This window comes from Megasphaera geminata F0357, from assembly GCF_000239275.1.
In the GTDB taxonomy this organism is placed as follows: domain Bacteria; phylum Bacillota; class Negativicutes; order Veillonellales; family Megasphaeraceae; genus Megasphaera; species Megasphaera geminata.
Window position 1 is genome coordinate 1 of the sequence record NZ_JH417570.1, and the last position, 15,700, is coordinate 15,700.

Here is a 15,700-nt window from a genome sequence, read left to right on the forward strand (position 1 = left end):
AGCAGATGGTTTTTCCGGGGTTATTCTGAAATAAATTTCCAGTGCGAATGAAAGAGGACACATGCGGTTTCAGTACACACATGTGTCCTCTTCATATTTTCACAATAAACCCATGCTTTACTGCGGCTTCTCATGAAGAATGGGCCCGGTTGTCGGATCATTGCTCTTTTTAGTAATCCGTACTGACAGAAAGTACCGTTTTTTGGTATAATAGGGCGTAATGTATCTGCTGACATAAGGAAGGTACTCATGGGAAAAGTTGGTTTGTTGGCGGGTGTCGGGAATTTGCCCGTCGAGTTTATGCGCGCGGCCCGACAGACGGGACACGAAGTGATTGTCATTGCCGTCGTTCCGGATGTCGCGGCGGCTCTGAAAGAAGAAGCCGACGCGTATTACGAAATAAATGTGGCAAAATTGGATAAGGTCATTAAGACACTGCGGCATGAAGGCGTCAGGGAAGTGACCATGATCGGCAAGGTGACGAAGGAAATCCTTTTTAAGGGCCTGCAGTTTCCCGATTTACGAACTATTAAGCTTCTTGCGGGACTGCACAATCGCAAAGACGATACGATTATGTTGGCCATTGTCGATGAACTGGCCAAAGACGGCCTGGTTGTAGCCGATCAGACCGCTTATTTAAAACCGTTGATGCCGCCTGTCGGAATACTCTCGAAACGGCGGCCGACAGAAGCGGAAAGAGAAGATATCCGTTTCGGTTTCGCAACGGCAAAAGCCATGGGCGGTATGGATATCGGACAAACAGTAGTCGTCAAGCAGAAGGCCGTTATGGCTGTTGAAGCCATTGAAGGGACAGACGCCTGCATTCGTCGCGGCGGTGAACTGGGACAGGGTAACGCTGTCGTTGTCAAAGTTGCCAAACCGAAACAGGATCTTCGCTTTGATGTGCCCGCCGTGGGCAGACAGACGCTGCAGGCCATGCTCGACAGCGGTTGTACCCTATTGGCCATGGAAGCGGAACGGACGCTTTTTGTCGAACGGGAAGAAGTGCTTGCGCTGGCGAATGAAAAAAATATTTGTATTTGTTCCGTCGACGAATCGTACTGAAGAGGTATTTATGAAAATTATGTTTTCAGCCGGCGAAGCGTCAGGCGACCTGCACGGCGCCGGCCTGGCCGGGGCACTTCGCCGGCTTGACCCCGACATCGAGCTCCTCGGTATGGGAGGAGAGCTCATGCGTGAAGCGGGAGTACGCATTATATATGATATAAAGAATCTCGGCGTCATCGGTGTCGGTGAGATCATTAAAAAGATCCCCTTCTTTTTTAAGCTGCGCTCCTTCCTTGTCGACACGATGGCGGAAGAACGACCCGATGCCCTTGTTTGTATTGATTATCCGGGGTTTAACATGCGCTTGATCAAAAAGGCGAAAGCGGCGGGTATCCCGGTTATTTACTATATTTTGCCGACTATCTGGGCCTGGCACAAAAGCCGCGGTGAAACCATTGCGCAATATACGGACTTGGCCGTTTCACTCTTTCCCTTTGAAGCGGCCATGTATCGTGAATTGGGAACAAATGTCGTTTACGGCGGGCATCCCCTTTTGGATACGGTCCATGCCGAGTGGACGAAGGACAAGGCTTACGAAGCGTTCGGCCTCGACGAGACAAAAAAAACGGTAGTCTTAATGCCCGGCAGCCGTATGCAGGAAGTGAAGGGTCTTTTTCCGCAGATGCTGGAAGCGGGCAGACTGATTGCTGAAAAAACGGGTAACGTACAGTTTATCGTGCCGAAAGCAACGACGATTGACCGCCGTGTTTTACAGAAACTGGCCGATACGGCGGCACTTCCGATTGTCATCGGTGAGGATCATGTATATGATATGATGAATATCGCCGACGCGGCCGTTTGCGCATCCGGTACGGCGACTCTGGAAACCGCTCTTATGGGGTTGCCGACTCTCCTGATTTATCGTGTCAATACATTGACGTATTTGTTGTCGAAAATACTCGTTCATATTGACAATATAGGGCTGCCGAATATTATAGAAGGACGTCGTGTTATGCCGGAACTTTGGCAAAACGATGTAACGCCTGAAAAGATTGCGTCCGTTATCGTGCCTTTACTTACGGAGGAGGCGGCGCACGAAGAAGCGAGGCGGGCGATGCTTGCCGTTCGTGATAAGATGGGCGAGCCGGGCGCGGTCATGCGTACGGGTGAAATTATCTTAGAATTCATAAAGGAGATACGCCTCCATGAAGCAGTACAACAGTTGGGAGAGTTATAAACGCCTTTTGCGTTTTGTCGTCCCCTATAAGAAGAAACTGGGAGTCGCCGTTATCTGTATGTCTTTTTCCGGCCTCAGTAATGTCGTCGTACCGTGGGTCATTAAAGATGTTATCGATAAAGTATTGGCACAAAAGGATACACAGACGCTGAATCTTATTTGTATCGGCATTCTGGCGCTCTTTATCTTTCGCGGATTCTTCTATTTTTGGCAAAAATATTTGATGAGTTATATCGGCCAGCATATTGTCAACGACATACGCGAAGCGCTTTATCGGCATATACAGAACATGTCCCTGTCCTATTTCGACAGACGAAAAACCGGTAATATTATGAGCAATCTGACCAATGATGTTACGGCTTTACAGACTGCCATAGCGGATAATCTTATTTCTTTCGTTCAGGAAGCGGTCATTCTCATCGGCTCGCTCGTTTCCATGTTTTACCTTTATTGGAAACTTACTTTTCTGACGCTGGCTGTCGTGCCGCTCGTCGTCTTTACTATTAACTATTTCGGCAAAAGGCTGCGGCGGGCCGGTCACAAAGTGCAGGGGAAGCTGGCCGATATTACGGCTCTCATAGAAGAAGCGATATCCGGCATTCGCATTATCCGCTCTTTTAACAGGGAAGGCCATGAGATCGATCGCTTTGTTGACCAAAATGATAAGAATTTTTGGGCTCTTATGGCGACGACACGTTTAACGGCTATGCTTACGCCGTTTATTCAGTTTTTTGCGGCTGTGGCCGTCGTCGGCATTATCTGGTACGGCGGTATGAGTGTTATTAACGGGGCCATGACGGCAGGAGCGCTCATAGCTTTCCTCATTTACGCCATTAATTTGTCCAACCCCGTTCGCCGTATCAGTGAAATTTACGGTGACATCCAACGTTCTCTTGCCGCAGCCGATCGCGTGTTTGAGACGCTCGACACGGAATCGGACGTAAAAGAAAAAACGAACGCCGTACGTTTAGACATCGTTAAAGGGAAAGTCCAATTCGAACACGTTTACTTTTCTTATGATGAGGAGCACGAGGCGTTGACCGACTTCAATCTGACCGTAGAGCCGGGACAGATCGTTGCTCTTGTCGGGCCCAGCGGTGCGGGAAAATCGACTATTGCCAACTTGGTTCCCCGTTTTTACGATGTTACGTCGGGCTCCTTGAAAATTGACGGTATCGATGTGCGCGATGTGACCTTTTCCTCCCTGCGCAGCCAAATCGGGCTGGTACCGCAGGAAACGATGCTTTTTAACACGACCATTTTGGAAAATATACGCTACGGACGCCTCAATGCGACTGAAGAAGAAGTTGTAGCGGCCGCTAAAGCGGCTAATGCTCATAATTTTATCTTTGTATTGCCCGACGGATATGCGACCGTCGTCGGCGACAGGGGCAATGCCCTTTCCGGCGGACAGCGCCAACGTATCGCTATTGCGCGCGCCATCTTAAAAGATCCGCGTATTCTTATTCTTGACGAGGCTACGTCCGCTCTTGATACGGAAAGTGAGAAAATCGTACAGGCCGCATTGGAAACGCTTATGCAGGGGCGTACGGCTTTAGTCATTGCACACCGTTTGAGCACGGTCCGCGATGCCGATAAAATCGTTGTCATCAATCACGGCTCCATTGTGGAAGCCGGCACGCACGAAGAACTGCTGGCACGGGAAGGCTTATATGCAAGTCTCTATGCCGTTCAATTTAATCCCGTATCCGTAACGGAAGGATAGAATCCATTTGAAACTGAATGCGAGATCCACCTTTCTCTACTGGGTGTATAACATCCTTTTGCTCCTTTATTGGGCAACGTTGATACCCGTCCTGATTTATCGCCTCATCCGCGAAGAAGGATTCTTTCAGCGTATTAAACAGAGTATAGGCTGGTTACCGGAAGAGTTAAAACAAAAAATATCGAACAGGCATGCTATCTGGATTCATGCCGCCTCGGTCGGTGAGATCGTGGCGGCCAGTCCGATTGTCAGAGAAATGCGTAAAGAACATCCGGAAGAAATCATCATCGTTTCCGTAGTTACGGCTACCGGCTTCCGCATGGCTCATCAGATCATTGACGGTGCCGACGGGATTCTGTTTTTTCCTTTGGATCTGCCGTATTTTACTAACCGGATCTTAAATATCATCAATCCGAAGGTCATCGTTCTTGTCGAAACGGAAATCTGGCCGAACTTTCTGCGCGTCGCGGCCGGCAAGAGCATTCCCGTCATGATGATGAACGGGCGCATCAGCAATCGCAGCGCGTCACGCTATCGGCTGATCACTTTTTTTACAAAGATGGTCCTTTCCTCCATACGTGTCTTCTGTATGCAGAGCCGCATTGACGCGCAGTATATCATCAGCATCGGCGCCGATCCGAATCGGGTTATCGTTACGGGCAATACAAAATACGATCAGACCTACGGGATCGTAACGGAAGAAGAGCAACAGCGCCTGCGCACCGCTATGGGGTTTGCCGACGGCGCCTATCCGATCATGATCGCCGGCAGTACGCATAAGGGAGAAAATATTCCCGTTTATAGAGCATTCTGTAAAATAAAAGAACGTTTTCCCGCGGCTAAGCTGATCATTGCCCCGCGTTATATTTACCAGGCGGACCTTATCATTAACGCAGGGGTGAGTTTCGGCGTAACGATGGTTAAGCGCAGCGATATGCCGGACGGCGGGGAAGCGGTACGGCCGCGTGACGGCGTGATCCTTGATACGATCGGTGAACTGGGCCGGGTCTACAGCATCGGAGATCTGATCTTCGTCGGCGGCAGCTTAGTTCGCGTCGGCGGCCATAATATTCTTGAGCCGGCAGCGCACGGCAAGCCTATTGTTGTCGGGCCGAACATGTTCAACTTCGTAGAGATATTCGAACTCCTCAGCAGCCGCGGCGCTTGTGTCATGGTCCGCAACGAAGACGAGTTCGTTCAGACATGTCTTGATATTTTGACGGATCCGGCACGGGCGGAACATATGCATGAAAATTGTCTGGCTGTCGTTGCTGAAAACCAGGGTGCGACGAAACGCAATTTGGATGAGTTGAAAAAACTGTTAGACAGGCTGCATTTATGGGGATGAGGTATATGTCTTTTCGAGAGAATATAACAAGGCGGTTCCTTAAATTAACGAAAGAGGGCCCTCAAAACAAACTGGATGAAATAGTTTTACGTGTCCTGGAAGGACTTGAGGCGGTGTATGAAAAAGGAGTAACCCGCCGGTACAATGCCTATGCAAGCGGGGCCAAAAAGCGGACGGAATTCGAGGCCGTCGTTATCAGTCTCGGCAATATCACTGTCGGCGGCACCGGTAAGACGCCTATGGCGGTATACTTGGCCAAAGAAATCAGACAAATGGGGTATACGGTGGCAGCACTAAGCCGCGGCTACCGTTCGGAAAGTGAACATGGCTGCGCCGTTGTTTCGGACGGGCATGCCGTGCTTTTATCGCCTGCACAGGCTGGCGATGAAGCCGTTCTCCTGGCCCGCTCTTTGCCGGGTATTCCCGTTATTGCCGGTAAAAAGCGTTCCGTAACGGGACAAAGGGCGATGGATGAGTTCCGGCCGGATGTCCTTCTTCTTGACGACGCGTTTCAGCATTGGCAGATTAAACGCGATTTGGATATAGTTCTTATCAATGCGTGCGATCCTGTCGGCAACGGCCATCTTTTGCCGCGCGGCACGCTGCGTGAACCTTTGGACGGGCTCGAAAGGGCCGATCTCTTTGTGGTGACGAAGGCTGACCGGGCCGATCGGGACGAGGTCGAAAAAATTTATTCTCTCTTACGCTATTACAATGAAAGCGCGCCTATTGCCGAAGCCAATCATCAGGCTAAGTGGTGTGTGCCTTTTGTAGACTGGCAGGCAGGCCATACGGACGGTGCGGCAAGCCTTGACGAGGATACGGCGGTCGTCGCCCTGTCGGCGCTCGGCAATCCGGAGTCTTTTGAAGAAACGTTAAGGGATCTGGGTTTTGATATAGTTCACGCCGTTCGTTTCGACGACCACCATTCTTATACAGAAGAGGACTTGCGTGAGGCGGCCGCCTTTGCGGCGGCAAAGCATGCCGTTATCGTGACGACTGAAAAGGATGCCGTCAAGTTCCCGGCAGATACTATTAAAAACGAAGACCCCGTCTTTGTCATGGGGATAGAAATAGAAATGACGGCCGGTGAGGAAGAAGTGAAACGCGTCCTTAAACGTGTGTTGGGAGGTTAGGTTATGAAATTTGTATGCATTATACCGTCCCGTTATGCGTCGACCCGCTTGCCCGGCAAGCCGCTCGTCGATATTGCCGGCAAACCGATGATACAGCGCGTATATGAACAGGCGAACAAGGCGGAAAAACCGGAGGTCACTGTCGTAGCTACGGATAACCCACGCATTTATGATGTTGTTACAGCCTTTGGCGGCCGTGCCGTTATGACACGGGAAGACCACAAAAACGGCACGGACCGCCTTGCCGAGGCAGTCGGATATTATGCCGATGCGGATGTGGTTGTCAATGTTCAGGGGGATGAGCCGCTTATTTCTCCTGACGTAATCGATGCTCTTTGCGAGGCGTTTGAAGCGGATTCGGCACTTGAAATGGCAACGGTAGCCGTTCCTCTGGCGCCGGAAGAATATGAAGATAAAAGCGCCGTCAAGGTCGTCATGAATTGCCGCGGCGAAGCATTGTATTTTTCCCGGTCGCTTATCCCTTATCCCCGTCACGATTTTACGAAAAAAAATCGTCCTTACAAGCATATAGGCTTTTATGCATATAAACGCGATTTTCTCCTGCAATACGCGGCTATGGCGCCGTCACCGCTGGAAGAGGCCGAATCGTTGGAGCAGTTGCGTGTACTTGAAAATGGATATAAGATTAAGGTTATCAAAACGGGCCATTCCTTTATAGGTGTCGATACACCGGAAGATGTTGTCCGCATCAGAGAATATTTTGCTAAGGAGAACGCTTAATGAAATCTATCCACGTGGGGAATCAGGTTTTAGACGGTTCCCACCTGTTTGTCATGGCCGGTCCCTGTGTCATTGAAGACCCTGGACGCACTCTGTATATCGGCCGGGAAATGAAGCGTATTTGTGCGTCTCTCGGTTTGCCGTACGTTTTCAAGGCTTCTTTTGATAAAGCCAACCGTTCGTCGTATTCATCCTATCGCGGTCCGGGCCTCGAAGAAGGACTGAAAATTCTGGCTCATATAAAGGCTGAATTGCAGGTCCCTGTCGTCAGCGATATCCATACAGCGGATCAGGCGGAAAAAGCCGCGGAAGTTCTCGATATTTTACAGATCCCAGCTTTTCTTTGCAGACAGACGGACTTGCTTGAGGCGGCGGCTGAAACGGGAAAGTGCGTCAATGTTAAGAAGGGGCAGTTTTTGGCGCCGGAAGATATGAAAAACGTAGTAGATAAGATTACGCACTGCGGCAATGAAAATCTTATGCTTACGGAACGCGGCGTCACGCTGGGCTATCACAACCTCGTCGTCGATATGCGCAGTTTCCCCATTATGCGGTCATTCGGGTATCCCGTCGTCTTTGATGCCACACACAGCGTGCAGCTTCCCGGCGGCAGCGGCACGAAATCGTCAGGGCAGCGCCAGTTTATAGGCAATCTTGCGCGCGCGGCGGCCGGTTCCGGTATCGACGGGGTTTTTATGGAAGTCCATGACAATCCTGCGGAGGCGTTGAGCGACGGCCCGAACATGCTGTATCTTACACAGGTAGAAGGCGTTCTGCGCGATATGGCGGCGATCCGCGCTATTCAGTTAAAGAGTACGGAGACGGTAACGAGTTAACCATACATTGAGGTGCATATAATGAATATACTGGAAGAAGCAAAAGAAGTGCTGCAGCTGGAAGCGGCGGGCATAGAAAAACTCATTCCCGCATTGGATCAGCGGTTTGTCAATGCCGTAACCATGATTCTTGAGTCCCCGGGACGCGTCGTCGTCACGGGAATGGGAAAATCCGGCCATATTGCCCGCAAAGTATCGGCCACCATGGCCAGTACGGGGACGCCGGCGCTGTTCCTCCATCCGGCGGAAGCTATTCACGGTGATCTCGGTATGGTCACGGGACAGGATATTATCCTTGCGTTTTCCAACAGCGGGGAAACAACGGAAATCCTCAATATCTTGCCGTCGTTAAAACGTATCGGCGCGAAGCTCATTGCCGTTGTCGGCAATATGAATTCAACTCTTGCCAAGACCGCCGATATCGTTCTTGACGCGACTGTTGAAAAAGAAGCATGCCCGTTGGGACTTGCTCCGACGACGAGCACGACAGTGGCGCTCGCCTTGGGAGACGCCCTGGCGGTGGTTCTTTTATCGGAGCATCATTTTACGAAGGATCAATTTGCCGTCTTCCACCCCGGCGGGGCATTGGGGCGCAAGCTCCTGCTCACGGTTAAAGATGTTATGCATAAAGGCATCGATAATCCCGTTATCGGTGAAGACAGCACCGTTCAGGATGCCCTTTTCATGATGACGGAAAAAGGCCTCGGCGCCGCAGCCGTTGTCGGTGAAGACGGCACTCTCGCCGGTCTTGTCACGGACGGCGATGTGCGGCGCGGGTTGGAAACCGGTTCCAATTTCCTACAATGGCCCGTCGATGCCATGATGACCAAGAATCCGCGGCGTATTTCTCAGGATAAGTTGGCGGCGGAAGCGCTGCACATTATGGAAAAAAATCAACCGCGGCCCATTACGGTATTGCCTGTCATCGATGAAAATGATAAAGTTGTCGGCATGGTTCACTTGACCGATCTGCTGAGACAGGGAGTTGTCTGATGGGAACGTTGCATACATTGAAAGTCGTTGCCTTTGATGTGGATGGCGTCCTGACGGACGGAACTATTTATTACGGTCCTGACGGAGATTGTCTGAAGGGATTTTCCGCCAGAGACGGAATGGGAATCTCCTGCCTCCATGCGGCCGGCATTAAAACGGCGATTATTACGGGACGCAGATCGTCTATGGTGGAAAGGCGCGCCGCAGATTTACATATAGGGTATGTTTTTCAAGGCGTCGGTCGTAAGGTTGAAGGGGTAAGAAGGCTTTGTGAAGTCGCGGCTGTAAATACCGATGAAATCGCTTATATGGGCGACGATATTAACGATTTGCCGGTTATCGGGCAGGTGGCCTTTACGGGAGCCCCGGCTGATGCCTGTGCGGAAGTGAAAGACAAAGCGGATCTCGTCGTCTCGGCAAGAGGCGGGCACGGCGCGGTACGGGAGTTTTGCGAATACATATTAAAGGCTCGTGATCAATGGGATACGGTACTGCAGATGTATGAGCTTAATCAATAAAGAAGGGAGCGGCCGGGAGAATGTTTAAAAACTGGCAGTATCATGCAGTCAGGGCAATCGGAAGATTTGTATGCCTGTTTTCTTATGATACAATTGTTGCCTGGGGACGAAAACTGGGTCCCTTTGTGGGGCGACTCCTGAAAAAACAGCGCAACCGCGGTATTTTTCACGTTATGCGCGGCATGAAATGCAGTGAAGCGGAAGCGATTGAAATTATTGACGGCGTTTTTGCCAATTTGGGACAGTCTTTAATGGAAATCCTTTACAGCCGAAATTGAATAAAGCTGATATATCCGATTACGTTACTCTTGACAGGACCGATATTCTTGAAGCGGCACTGGAAGAAAAAAAGGGTGTCATCGCCCTGACCGGACATATAGGAAATTGGGAATGGATGGGAGCATCCCTGGCTTTATACGGGTATCCGGCCACAACGATCGTCAAGAACCAGCCGAACGACTCGGTAACCCGGTTCCTTAATGAAAACCGCGAACGTATGGGACTGGAAGTATTCGCCCGCGGCGGCAATGAGATGATCATCGCCGCTAGAGCGCTAAAAAGAAAAAAGATCCTCGGTTTTTTGGCTGATCAGGACGGCGGTTTTGACGGCGTGCCGCAGGAGTTTTTGGGCGAACTGGCGTCGACACCGCGCGGTATTGCTCTTTTCGCCAGACAGTTTCATTCTCCGGTTGTACCTATTTTTCCGTATCATGACGGGCAGCACCGCAACCGTGTTTATATCGGCGATCCCGTATATTATGTCGATACGGGTAATAAAGAGCGCGATGTTGCGGAACTGACCAGACAGACGGCGATTATTACAGAAAAATTCATTAAAGAGCATCCGACGGAATGGCTTTGGTTCCAGCACCGTTGGAGTACCAGACCTGAAGAAATGACAGCGTTACAACAACATGGAGGAGAATAACGGCATATGAAGCAATGGGTACAAAATCACAAATTAGGACTGATTGCGGCAGTTGTTGTTCTGCTTTTCGCAGGCCTGCTCATTTCGCTTTTGCGTGAGGGGGATACTCCGAGCGGCGTGAATACCGAAAAGCTCATCCAATTTGACGGTTCCGAGTTGGCAGAGCAGCGTGACGGTAAACTTGTCTGGCATCTTACTGCCGATAAAATCCTTGTTGACCCCGATACGGGAAAAGTATATTTTGTCAAACCGAAGGGGATATTTATTGCTGAAGACGGCACGGAACTGACGATTACAGCCGATCAGGGCATAGTTGACAGAAAAGATAAAGTCATTGAAATCAAAGCGCCTCTTGACGCGGTGACGGACCGGGGCGATTCATTGCAGACGGACGGGAGTGTGTATTATAATATGGATACCCGTGAAATAACGGGCGGCAAAGTTATGATTAAGCGTGCCGATTCGGTCGAACTCAGCGCGGATACATTTGCAACGGACGCGGCGCTCGATAAAGTATCGCTTACCGGTCATGCCCGTATCACCAAGGGGGAATAAGAAGAGATGAAAAAAACAGCAGCGTATACATGTGCAGCGCTCCTGCGGCCGCAGTTCTGGCAGTACCCGATACCGTGTCAACCGCGGCAACACAGTCGGCTGTTTCCGTTACGGCCGATAAATTGCAATATGACGGCAAAACACAGATTGCCACGGCGCAGGGTAACGTGATTATCACTCGTGATCAGGCTACCATGACCGGGGCAACGGCGTTGTATAATTTGAAAACGGCGGAAGCTGATTTGGACGGCGGCGTTACGGTGGAACAGCCGGATATGCATGTAACGGCGCAGAAACTTCACTCGACGAATAAAAATTATGTTGTCGCTACGGGTGATGTGCGCGGTATCTACGGTGACAAGAAATTAAACGGCGATCAGGTCGAATACTATCTGGATGAGGATCACGGCATCGTTTCCGGCAACGGGTATATGGAAGCGCAAGGTTCGCAGATGTGGGCCGATCATATTGATGCGTGGACCAAAAAAATATCCGCTGTCGGCACGGGTAATGTACATATCGAATCACCGAAGGATAATTTAACCGCTTATGCGGAGAGAGCGGAATATATACACACTCCCGGTGTCAATGACGGCATTATCAATCTCTTTGACAATGTGTATGCGACGCAGAACGGCAGCAGTCTGAACGGAGATAACCTGCAGATTCGCCTTGCAGACAACTCGGCCCAGGCCATGAGCCGCTCCACGCTTATTATCATGCCGCAGAACAACTAAAAGAGAGAGTTCATGCATATACAGACGAATGACTTGATTAAAACCTATAACGCTCATAATATCATTGACGGCGTTTCTATCCGCGTGGAACAGGGGCAGGTTGTAGGTCTTCTCGGCCCTAACGGCGCCGGCAAGACGACGACTTTCTATATGATCGTAGGGATTGAAAAACCCTCGTCAGGGACGATTATGATTGATCGGACTGACATTACACAACAGCCCGTTCATGTGCGGGGACACGAAGGTATCGGGTACTTACCGCAGGAAGCGTCTATTTTCCGTACGCTCTCCGTTGAAGACAATCTCATGGCCATGCTTGAAACGACAAAGCTTTCCGAGAAAGAACAGAAAGAAAAAGCCGCGGCGCTGATGGAAGAGTTCACTATTACAAAATTACGCGACCATCTCGGCATTCAGCTTTCCGGCGGTGAACGGCGCCGTGTTGAAATTGCCCGTTGTCTTTGTATGGATCCTGCCTTTATCCTGCTGGACGAACCTTTTGCCGGTATCGATCCTTTGGCGGTCAATGATATTATGAGCGTTATCGGTCATTTGAGAGAACGCGGCATGGGGGTGCTTATTACGGACCATAACGTACGTGAAACCTTACGTATTGTTGATAAAGCGTATTTGCTGACTGACGGTAAAGTTTTCCTTGAAGGCGCGCCTATGGAAATTGCCGGAAATGAAAATGGCGAAGAAAAACTACTTGGGTGAAGACTTTACAATGTAAAAGGTCGGGAGACAGGTAATGCGTATACTTGATAAATATATTTTAAAAGAATTTATAGGGCCCTTCTTTTTCGGTGTCTGTGCGTTTACGAGCATATTCGTCGGGACAGGGACCCTATATAGAATTGCAAATCTTATCAATCAGTACGGTGCATCTCTTTGGGCGGCATTCAGGATTTTGATTCTGGCGCTGCCTTCGATCATCGTTATCACCTTTCCCATGTCCGTGCTGCTCGGTTCGCTTATGGCTTTCGGGCGTATGTCCGCGGCCAGTGAAATCATTGTCATGCGTTCGGGCGGACAAAGTTTTTTGCGGTTGGCCATGCCTGTTTTTATTACGGCATTTTGTATTTCTTTAGGTACGACGGCTTTTAATGAATTTGTAGTGCCTAAAGCGAATAATGCGTATAATCGGATCATCAACGAAGAAGTAAAGACGGGCGCTCATCCGGCGACACAGGACCATGTTATTCTCAAGAATACGGACGGCGCCGACATATCGAGTCTTATGTATGCCCGCCAGTATGATTCCCGGGAACAGCGTCTCAAAGATCTGACCGTTCAGGAATTTGAAAATGACGTTCTCATGCGTGTGGAAAAAGCGGATTTCGCCGAGTGGGAAGGCGATAAATGGGTCATGCACAAAGGCGTCATATATGATGTGTCCGGCGAAAACGAGCAGGTAACGAGAACAATGACTTTTACCAGCCAGACATTGCCTATTTCCCAGCGGCCCAATAAGATCGCCCAATCTCAAAAGAAGCCTGATGAACTGACGATTCGCGAGCTGCGTGAACAGATTAAGCTGCTCGACAATAATTCTGTCGACACGAACAAGATGAAGGTGGAAATGTTCAACCGATTCGCGATGCCGCTGGCCAGTCTCGTCTGTGCCCTCGTCGGCGCTCCCCTGGGGCTGCAGAAGCAGCGCGGCAGTTCTTCTATCGGGTTCGGTATCAGCGTCGTGGTCATTTTTATTTACTACAGTATAATGACCGTCTTCAACGCCTTGGGTAACGGAGGCCGTATCCCTCCGTATGTGGCGGCTTTCATGCCCGATCTCATTACGGGTCTTGCAGGCATTTATTTGATTTATAAAAAATCCCGATAAGTTAATTGTGTTATCTTTCCCGCTTGTGGAGGTAACACAATTTTTATATAGGCTAAAAGGTGGAGAACATGATTATGGAACCCTTTACGGCAGGCAAGAAAGAAATACTTTTCTTTCCGGCAGAAAAGGCCGACAGGCCGCTTATCATTTATCACGACCTGCCGGATATAGCGCGGACTGTTTGGGACGCCTTACACGAAGAGGCGTGTCCCGACTTTAATTTACTTACTGTCGGCAATCTCGATTTCTTATATGATATGTCGCCGTGGCCCTGCGGTTTTCTGGAACAAAACGGGCAAAGCACGGGCGGTGCCGATGTGTATTTACGAAGCCTTGTTGAACATATTATACCTGCGGCGCTGGAACGGATAAAGGGTGCACCGCAATTTATCGGCCTCGGCGGATATTCGCTGGCGGGCCTCTTTGCAGTTTACGCTATGTACCGCACGGACCGGTTTGATCGTATCGCGTCTATGTCCGGTTCTCTCTGGTATCCGGGTTTTGAAGAAATGGCGACGACGGAAACCGTGCGGAACGCACCTGAGCGGATGTATTTTTCCCTGGGCGACAGGGAGGCGAGAACACGTAATGAATATATGGCGACCGTTCAGGATAAAACGGAACGGCTCGTCGCGTTCTATAAAGAAGCGGGTATAGATGTCACCTTTGAGCTGAATAAGGGAAATCATTTCAAACATACACTCGCCCGCAGCGTTAAGGGAATCCGGGCGATATTGCGGGAAGAGAAATCCGCCGCTGGAAGGGAATATTTATAACAGTGAGATAAAAATATGGTATAATGTAGCATATTACGGCTATATACAGCCTTATAAAGAGAGGAGGGGCGGCCGCAATGGAATCGGGTTGGCTTATGCTCGTGGTGCTCGCCGTTATGGGCGGGATTATCGCGTATTTAGGCGATAAAATCGGGTCAAAAGTAGGAAAACGCAAAATCAAACTGTTCGGCTTACGCCCTAAATACACATCTGTCGTCGTTACGATCATGACAGGTATCAGCATTGCCGTCGTGACTTTGGGCGTCATGTCCGTTCTCTCGGAAAATGCCCGTGTTGCGCTTTTCGGCATGAATAAACTGCGTCAACAGCAGCAGGTGCTTGAGGCGCAGCGGGACAAACTCTTGCAGGAAGCCGACAAACTGGCCGAAGAGATGCAGGAAAAAAACGAACGCCTGGCGGATAATGAAAAGGTCCTCGCTTCACAGGAAGCGCAGCTTGACGGGGCTAACGAACAGCTGCGGTTGACCATGCTCGACCTGGACCAGGTGCAGGCCGCCCGTGATGATGCGGCTAACCAATTGAGTATTGTACAAGTTGCCTTTGATGAAGCCAATGCTGATTTAACGACAGCTCGAAGTGAAATTGAAGAACTGGAGCGGACGAAGGCCGGGCTTACAAAGACAGTGGCTGCTCTGGATGAACGGAACCGTCTCCTTAACCGATCTGTGGTTACCGTTCGTGAAGGCACGGTGCTGTTCCGCGTCGGTGAAGTCCTTTCCAGCGCCGTCCTTGATTCCGGCAAGGATGAAGCGCAGACGCGAACGCAGTTGAGTAATGTCATGGCGAATATTAATACGATGATTCGCGTGCGTTTAAAAATAGAAGACGAAAAAGCCGTACTCCTCTATATTTCTCCCGATGAATTCAATCAGACCGTGCATGACCTCAGCCAGGCCCCGCCGGGAAAGAAATTGATTCGCGTTACGGCGGCAGGTAATATCATTGTCGGTGAACCGGCTCTCGTGCATGTCAATGTTTATGACAATAATTTAATTTATCGCAAAGGTCAGATCGTGTACAGCGAACACTTTACAGGTGAAGAATTGGCGGGCAATGCGGAGCTGCATCTCCTTCACTTCTTGCATAATGTCAACCGCTGCGCTCAAAGTGACGGTATTTTACCGGATCCTCTGAGCGGCAACGTGGGTTCTTTGACGGCGGTAGAAATGTTCGACGTCATTGCCAAACTGAAGGCGTACAGTTCGACGGGACTGACTCTCCGTGCTGCGGCGGCACAAAATGTCTATACGGCCGGCCCGTTGAAGATTGATGTCCGCGTTGAACCGGACAGATAGGA

16 protein-coding genes and 1 pseudogene are annotated in these 15,700 nt (G+C 50.1%); all 17 read left to right on the forward strand.

The annotated features are described in order from the left end of the window. The first annotated feature begins 249 nt into the window (after positions 1-249). Positions 250-1,065: an LpxI family protein gene (locus HMPREF0080_RS01610; RefSeq protein ID WP_006789378.1), complete on the forward strand. Its 816-nt coding sequence runs from the start codon at positions 250-252 to the stop codon at positions 1,063-1,065. Between the two features lie 10 nt (positions 1,066-1,075). Then, a complete protein-coding gene (lpxB, locus tag HMPREF0080_RS01615) occupies positions 1,076-2,245 on the forward strand; it encodes a lipid-A-disaccharide synthase (RefSeq protein WP_006789379.1) in 1,170 nt (389 codons plus the stop codon). Further along, on the forward strand, positions 2,214-3,971 hold the full coding sequence (locus HMPREF0080_RS01620) for an ABC transporter ATP-binding protein (protein ID WP_006789381.1): 1,758 nt from the start codon (positions 2,214-2,216) through the stop codon (positions 3,969-3,971). Before lpxB ends, HMPREF0080_RS01620 begins: the two co-directional genes overlap by 32 nt. 7 nt (positions 3,972-3,978) lie before the next feature. Next, positions 3,979-5,319: a 3-deoxy-D-manno-octulosonic acid transferase gene (locus HMPREF0080_RS01625; protein WP_006789382.1), complete on the forward strand. Its 1,341-nt coding sequence runs from the start codon at positions 3,979-3,981 to the stop codon at positions 5,317-5,319. 5 nt (positions 5,320-5,324) lie between these two features. Further along, positions 5,325-6,455, forward strand: a complete 1,131-nt coding sequence (gene lpxK / locus HMPREF0080_RS01630) for a tetraacyldisaccharide 4'-kinase (protein WP_040346855.1) — start codon at positions 5,325-5,327, stop codon at positions 6,453-6,455. A 3-nt stretch (positions 6,456-6,458) separates the two neighbouring features. Continuing rightward, on the forward strand, positions 6,459-7,196 hold the full coding sequence (gene kdsB / locus HMPREF0080_RS01635; protein ID WP_006789384.1) for a 3-deoxy-manno-octulosonate cytidylyltransferase: 738 nt from the start codon (positions 6,459-6,461) through the stop codon (positions 7,194-7,196). Beyond that, on the forward strand, positions 7,196-8,032 hold the full coding sequence (gene kdsA, locus HMPREF0080_RS01640) for a 3-deoxy-8-phosphooctulonate synthase (RefSeq protein ID WP_006789385.1): 837 nt from the start codon (positions 7,196-7,198) through the stop codon (positions 8,030-8,032). The genes kdsB and kdsA overlap by 1 nt, the downstream gene beginning before the upstream one ends. A 21-nt stretch (positions 8,033-8,053) precedes the next feature. Then, positions 8,054-9,025, forward strand: coding sequence for a KpsF/GutQ family sugar-phosphate isomerase (locus tag HMPREF0080_RS01645; RefSeq protein ID WP_006789386.1), 972 nt, complete (start codon positions 8,054-8,056; stop codon positions 9,023-9,025). After that, positions 9,025-9,543 carry a KdsC family phosphatase gene (locus HMPREF0080_RS01650; RefSeq protein WP_006789387.1) on the forward strand — a complete coding sequence of 173 codons (519 nt, stop codon included), beginning with the start codon at positions 9,025-9,027 and terminating at the stop codon, positions 9,541-9,543. The genes HMPREF0080_RS01645 and HMPREF0080_RS01650 overlap by 1 nt, the downstream gene beginning before the upstream one ends. A gap of 20 nt (positions 9,544-9,563) precedes the next feature. Continuing rightward, entirely contained in the window at positions 9,564-9,821 is a 258-nt protein-coding gene (locus tag HMPREF0080_RS10440) for a hypothetical protein (RefSeq protein WP_006789388.1), read from the forward strand. Further along, entirely contained in the window at positions 9,818-10,471 is a 654-nt protein-coding gene (locus HMPREF0080_RS01655; RefSeq protein WP_006789389.1) for a lysophospholipid acyltransferase family protein, read from the forward strand. Before HMPREF0080_RS10440 ends, HMPREF0080_RS01655 begins: the two co-directional genes overlap by 4 nt. A 6-nt stretch (positions 10,472-10,477) precedes the next feature. Beyond that, positions 10,478-11,026 carry an LPS export ABC transporter periplasmic protein LptC gene (gene lptC / locus HMPREF0080_RS01660; RefSeq protein ID WP_006789390.1) on the forward strand — a complete coding sequence of 183 codons (549 nt, stop codon included), beginning with the start codon at positions 10,478-10,480 and terminating at the stop codon, positions 11,024-11,026. A gap of 29 nt (positions 11,027-11,055) precedes the next feature. Then, positions 11,056-11,763 (forward strand): LptA/OstA family protein, encoded by a 708-nt coding sequence (locus HMPREF0080_RS01665; RefSeq protein ID WP_006789391.1) that lies wholly within the window; start codon positions 11,056-11,058, stop codon positions 11,761-11,763. 12 nt (positions 11,764-11,775) lie between these two features. Beyond that, a pseudogene (lptB, locus tag HMPREF0080_RS01670) lies at positions 11,776-12,496 on the forward strand (LPS export ABC transporter ATP-binding protein). Positions 12,497-12,514: 18 nt separating this feature from the next. Next, complete coding sequence (locus HMPREF0080_RS01675; protein WP_006789393.1) at positions 12,515-13,606, forward strand: LptF/LptG family permease; 1,092 nt, start codon at positions 12,515-12,517, stop codon at positions 13,604-13,606. A gap of 74 nt (positions 13,607-13,680) precedes the next feature. Continuing rightward, positions 13,681-14,382: an alpha/beta hydrolase gene (locus tag HMPREF0080_RS01680; RefSeq protein ID WP_172633465.1), complete on the forward strand. Its 702-nt coding sequence runs from the start codon at positions 13,681-13,683 to the stop codon at positions 14,380-14,382. A 77-nt stretch (positions 14,383-14,459) separates the two neighbouring features. Continuing rightward, a complete protein-coding gene (locus HMPREF0080_RS01685; protein WP_006789395.1) occupies positions 14,460-15,698 on the forward strand; it encodes a DUF3084 domain-containing protein in 1,239 nt (412 codons plus the stop codon). Positions 15,699-15,700: the final 2 nt, after the last annotated feature.

Excerpts from the sequence above, each read along its gene's own strand:
- lpxB (WP_006789379.1), top strand. The coding sequence starts at position 1,076 with ATGAAAATTATGTTTTCAGCCGGCGAAGCGTCAGGCGACCTGCACGGC.
- HMPREF0080_RS01610 (WP_006789378.1), top strand. The coding sequence starts at position 250 with ATGGGAAAAGTTGGTTTGTTGGCGGGTGTCGGGAATTTGCCCGTCGAG.
- HMPREF0080_RS01685 (WP_006789395.1), top strand. The coding sequence starts at position 14,460 with ATGGAATCGGGTTGGCTTATGCTCGTGGTGCTCGCCGTTATGGGCGGG.
- HMPREF0080_RS01665 (WP_006789391.1), top strand. The coding sequence starts at position 11,056 with ATGTGCAGCGCTCCTGCGGCCGCAGTTCTGGCAGTACCCGATACCGTG.
- HMPREF0080_RS10440 (WP_006789388.1), top strand. The coding sequence starts at position 9,564 with ATGTTTAAAAACTGGCAGTATCATGCAGTCAGGGCAATCGGAAGATTT.
- HMPREF0080_RS01620 (WP_006789381.1), top strand. The coding sequence starts at position 2,214 with ATGAAGCAGTACAACAGTTGGGAGAGTTATAAACGCCTTTTGCGTTTT.
- kdsB (WP_006789384.1), top strand. The coding sequence starts at position 6,459 with ATGAAATTTGTATGCATTATACCGTCCCGTTATGCGTCGACCCGCTTG.
- lptC (WP_006789390.1), top strand. The coding sequence starts at position 10,478 with ATGAAGCAATGGGTACAAAATCACAAATTAGGACTGATTGCGGCAGTT.
- HMPREF0080_RS01645 (WP_006789386.1), top strand. The coding sequence starts at position 8,054 with ATGAATATACTGGAAGAAGCAAAAGAAGTGCTGCAGCTGGAAGCGGCG.
- HMPREF0080_RS01675 (WP_006789393.1), top strand. The coding sequence starts at position 12,515 with ATGCGTATACTTGATAAATATATTTTAAAAGAATTTATAGGGCCCTTC.
- kdsA (WP_006789385.1), top strand. The coding sequence starts at position 7,196 with ATGAAATCTATCCACGTGGGGAATCAGGTTTTAGACGGTTCCCACCTG.
- lpxK (WP_040346855.1), top strand. The coding sequence starts at position 5,325 with ATGTCTTTTCGAGAGAATATAACAAGGCGGTTCCTTAAATTAACGAAA.
- HMPREF0080_RS01650 (WP_006789387.1), top strand. The coding sequence starts at position 9,025 with ATGGGAACGTTGCATACATTGAAAGTCGTTGCCTTTGATGTGGATGGC.
- HMPREF0080_RS01680 (WP_172633465.1), top strand. The coding sequence starts at position 13,681 with ATGGAACCCTTTACGGCAGGCAAGAAAGAAATACTTTTCTTTCCGGCA.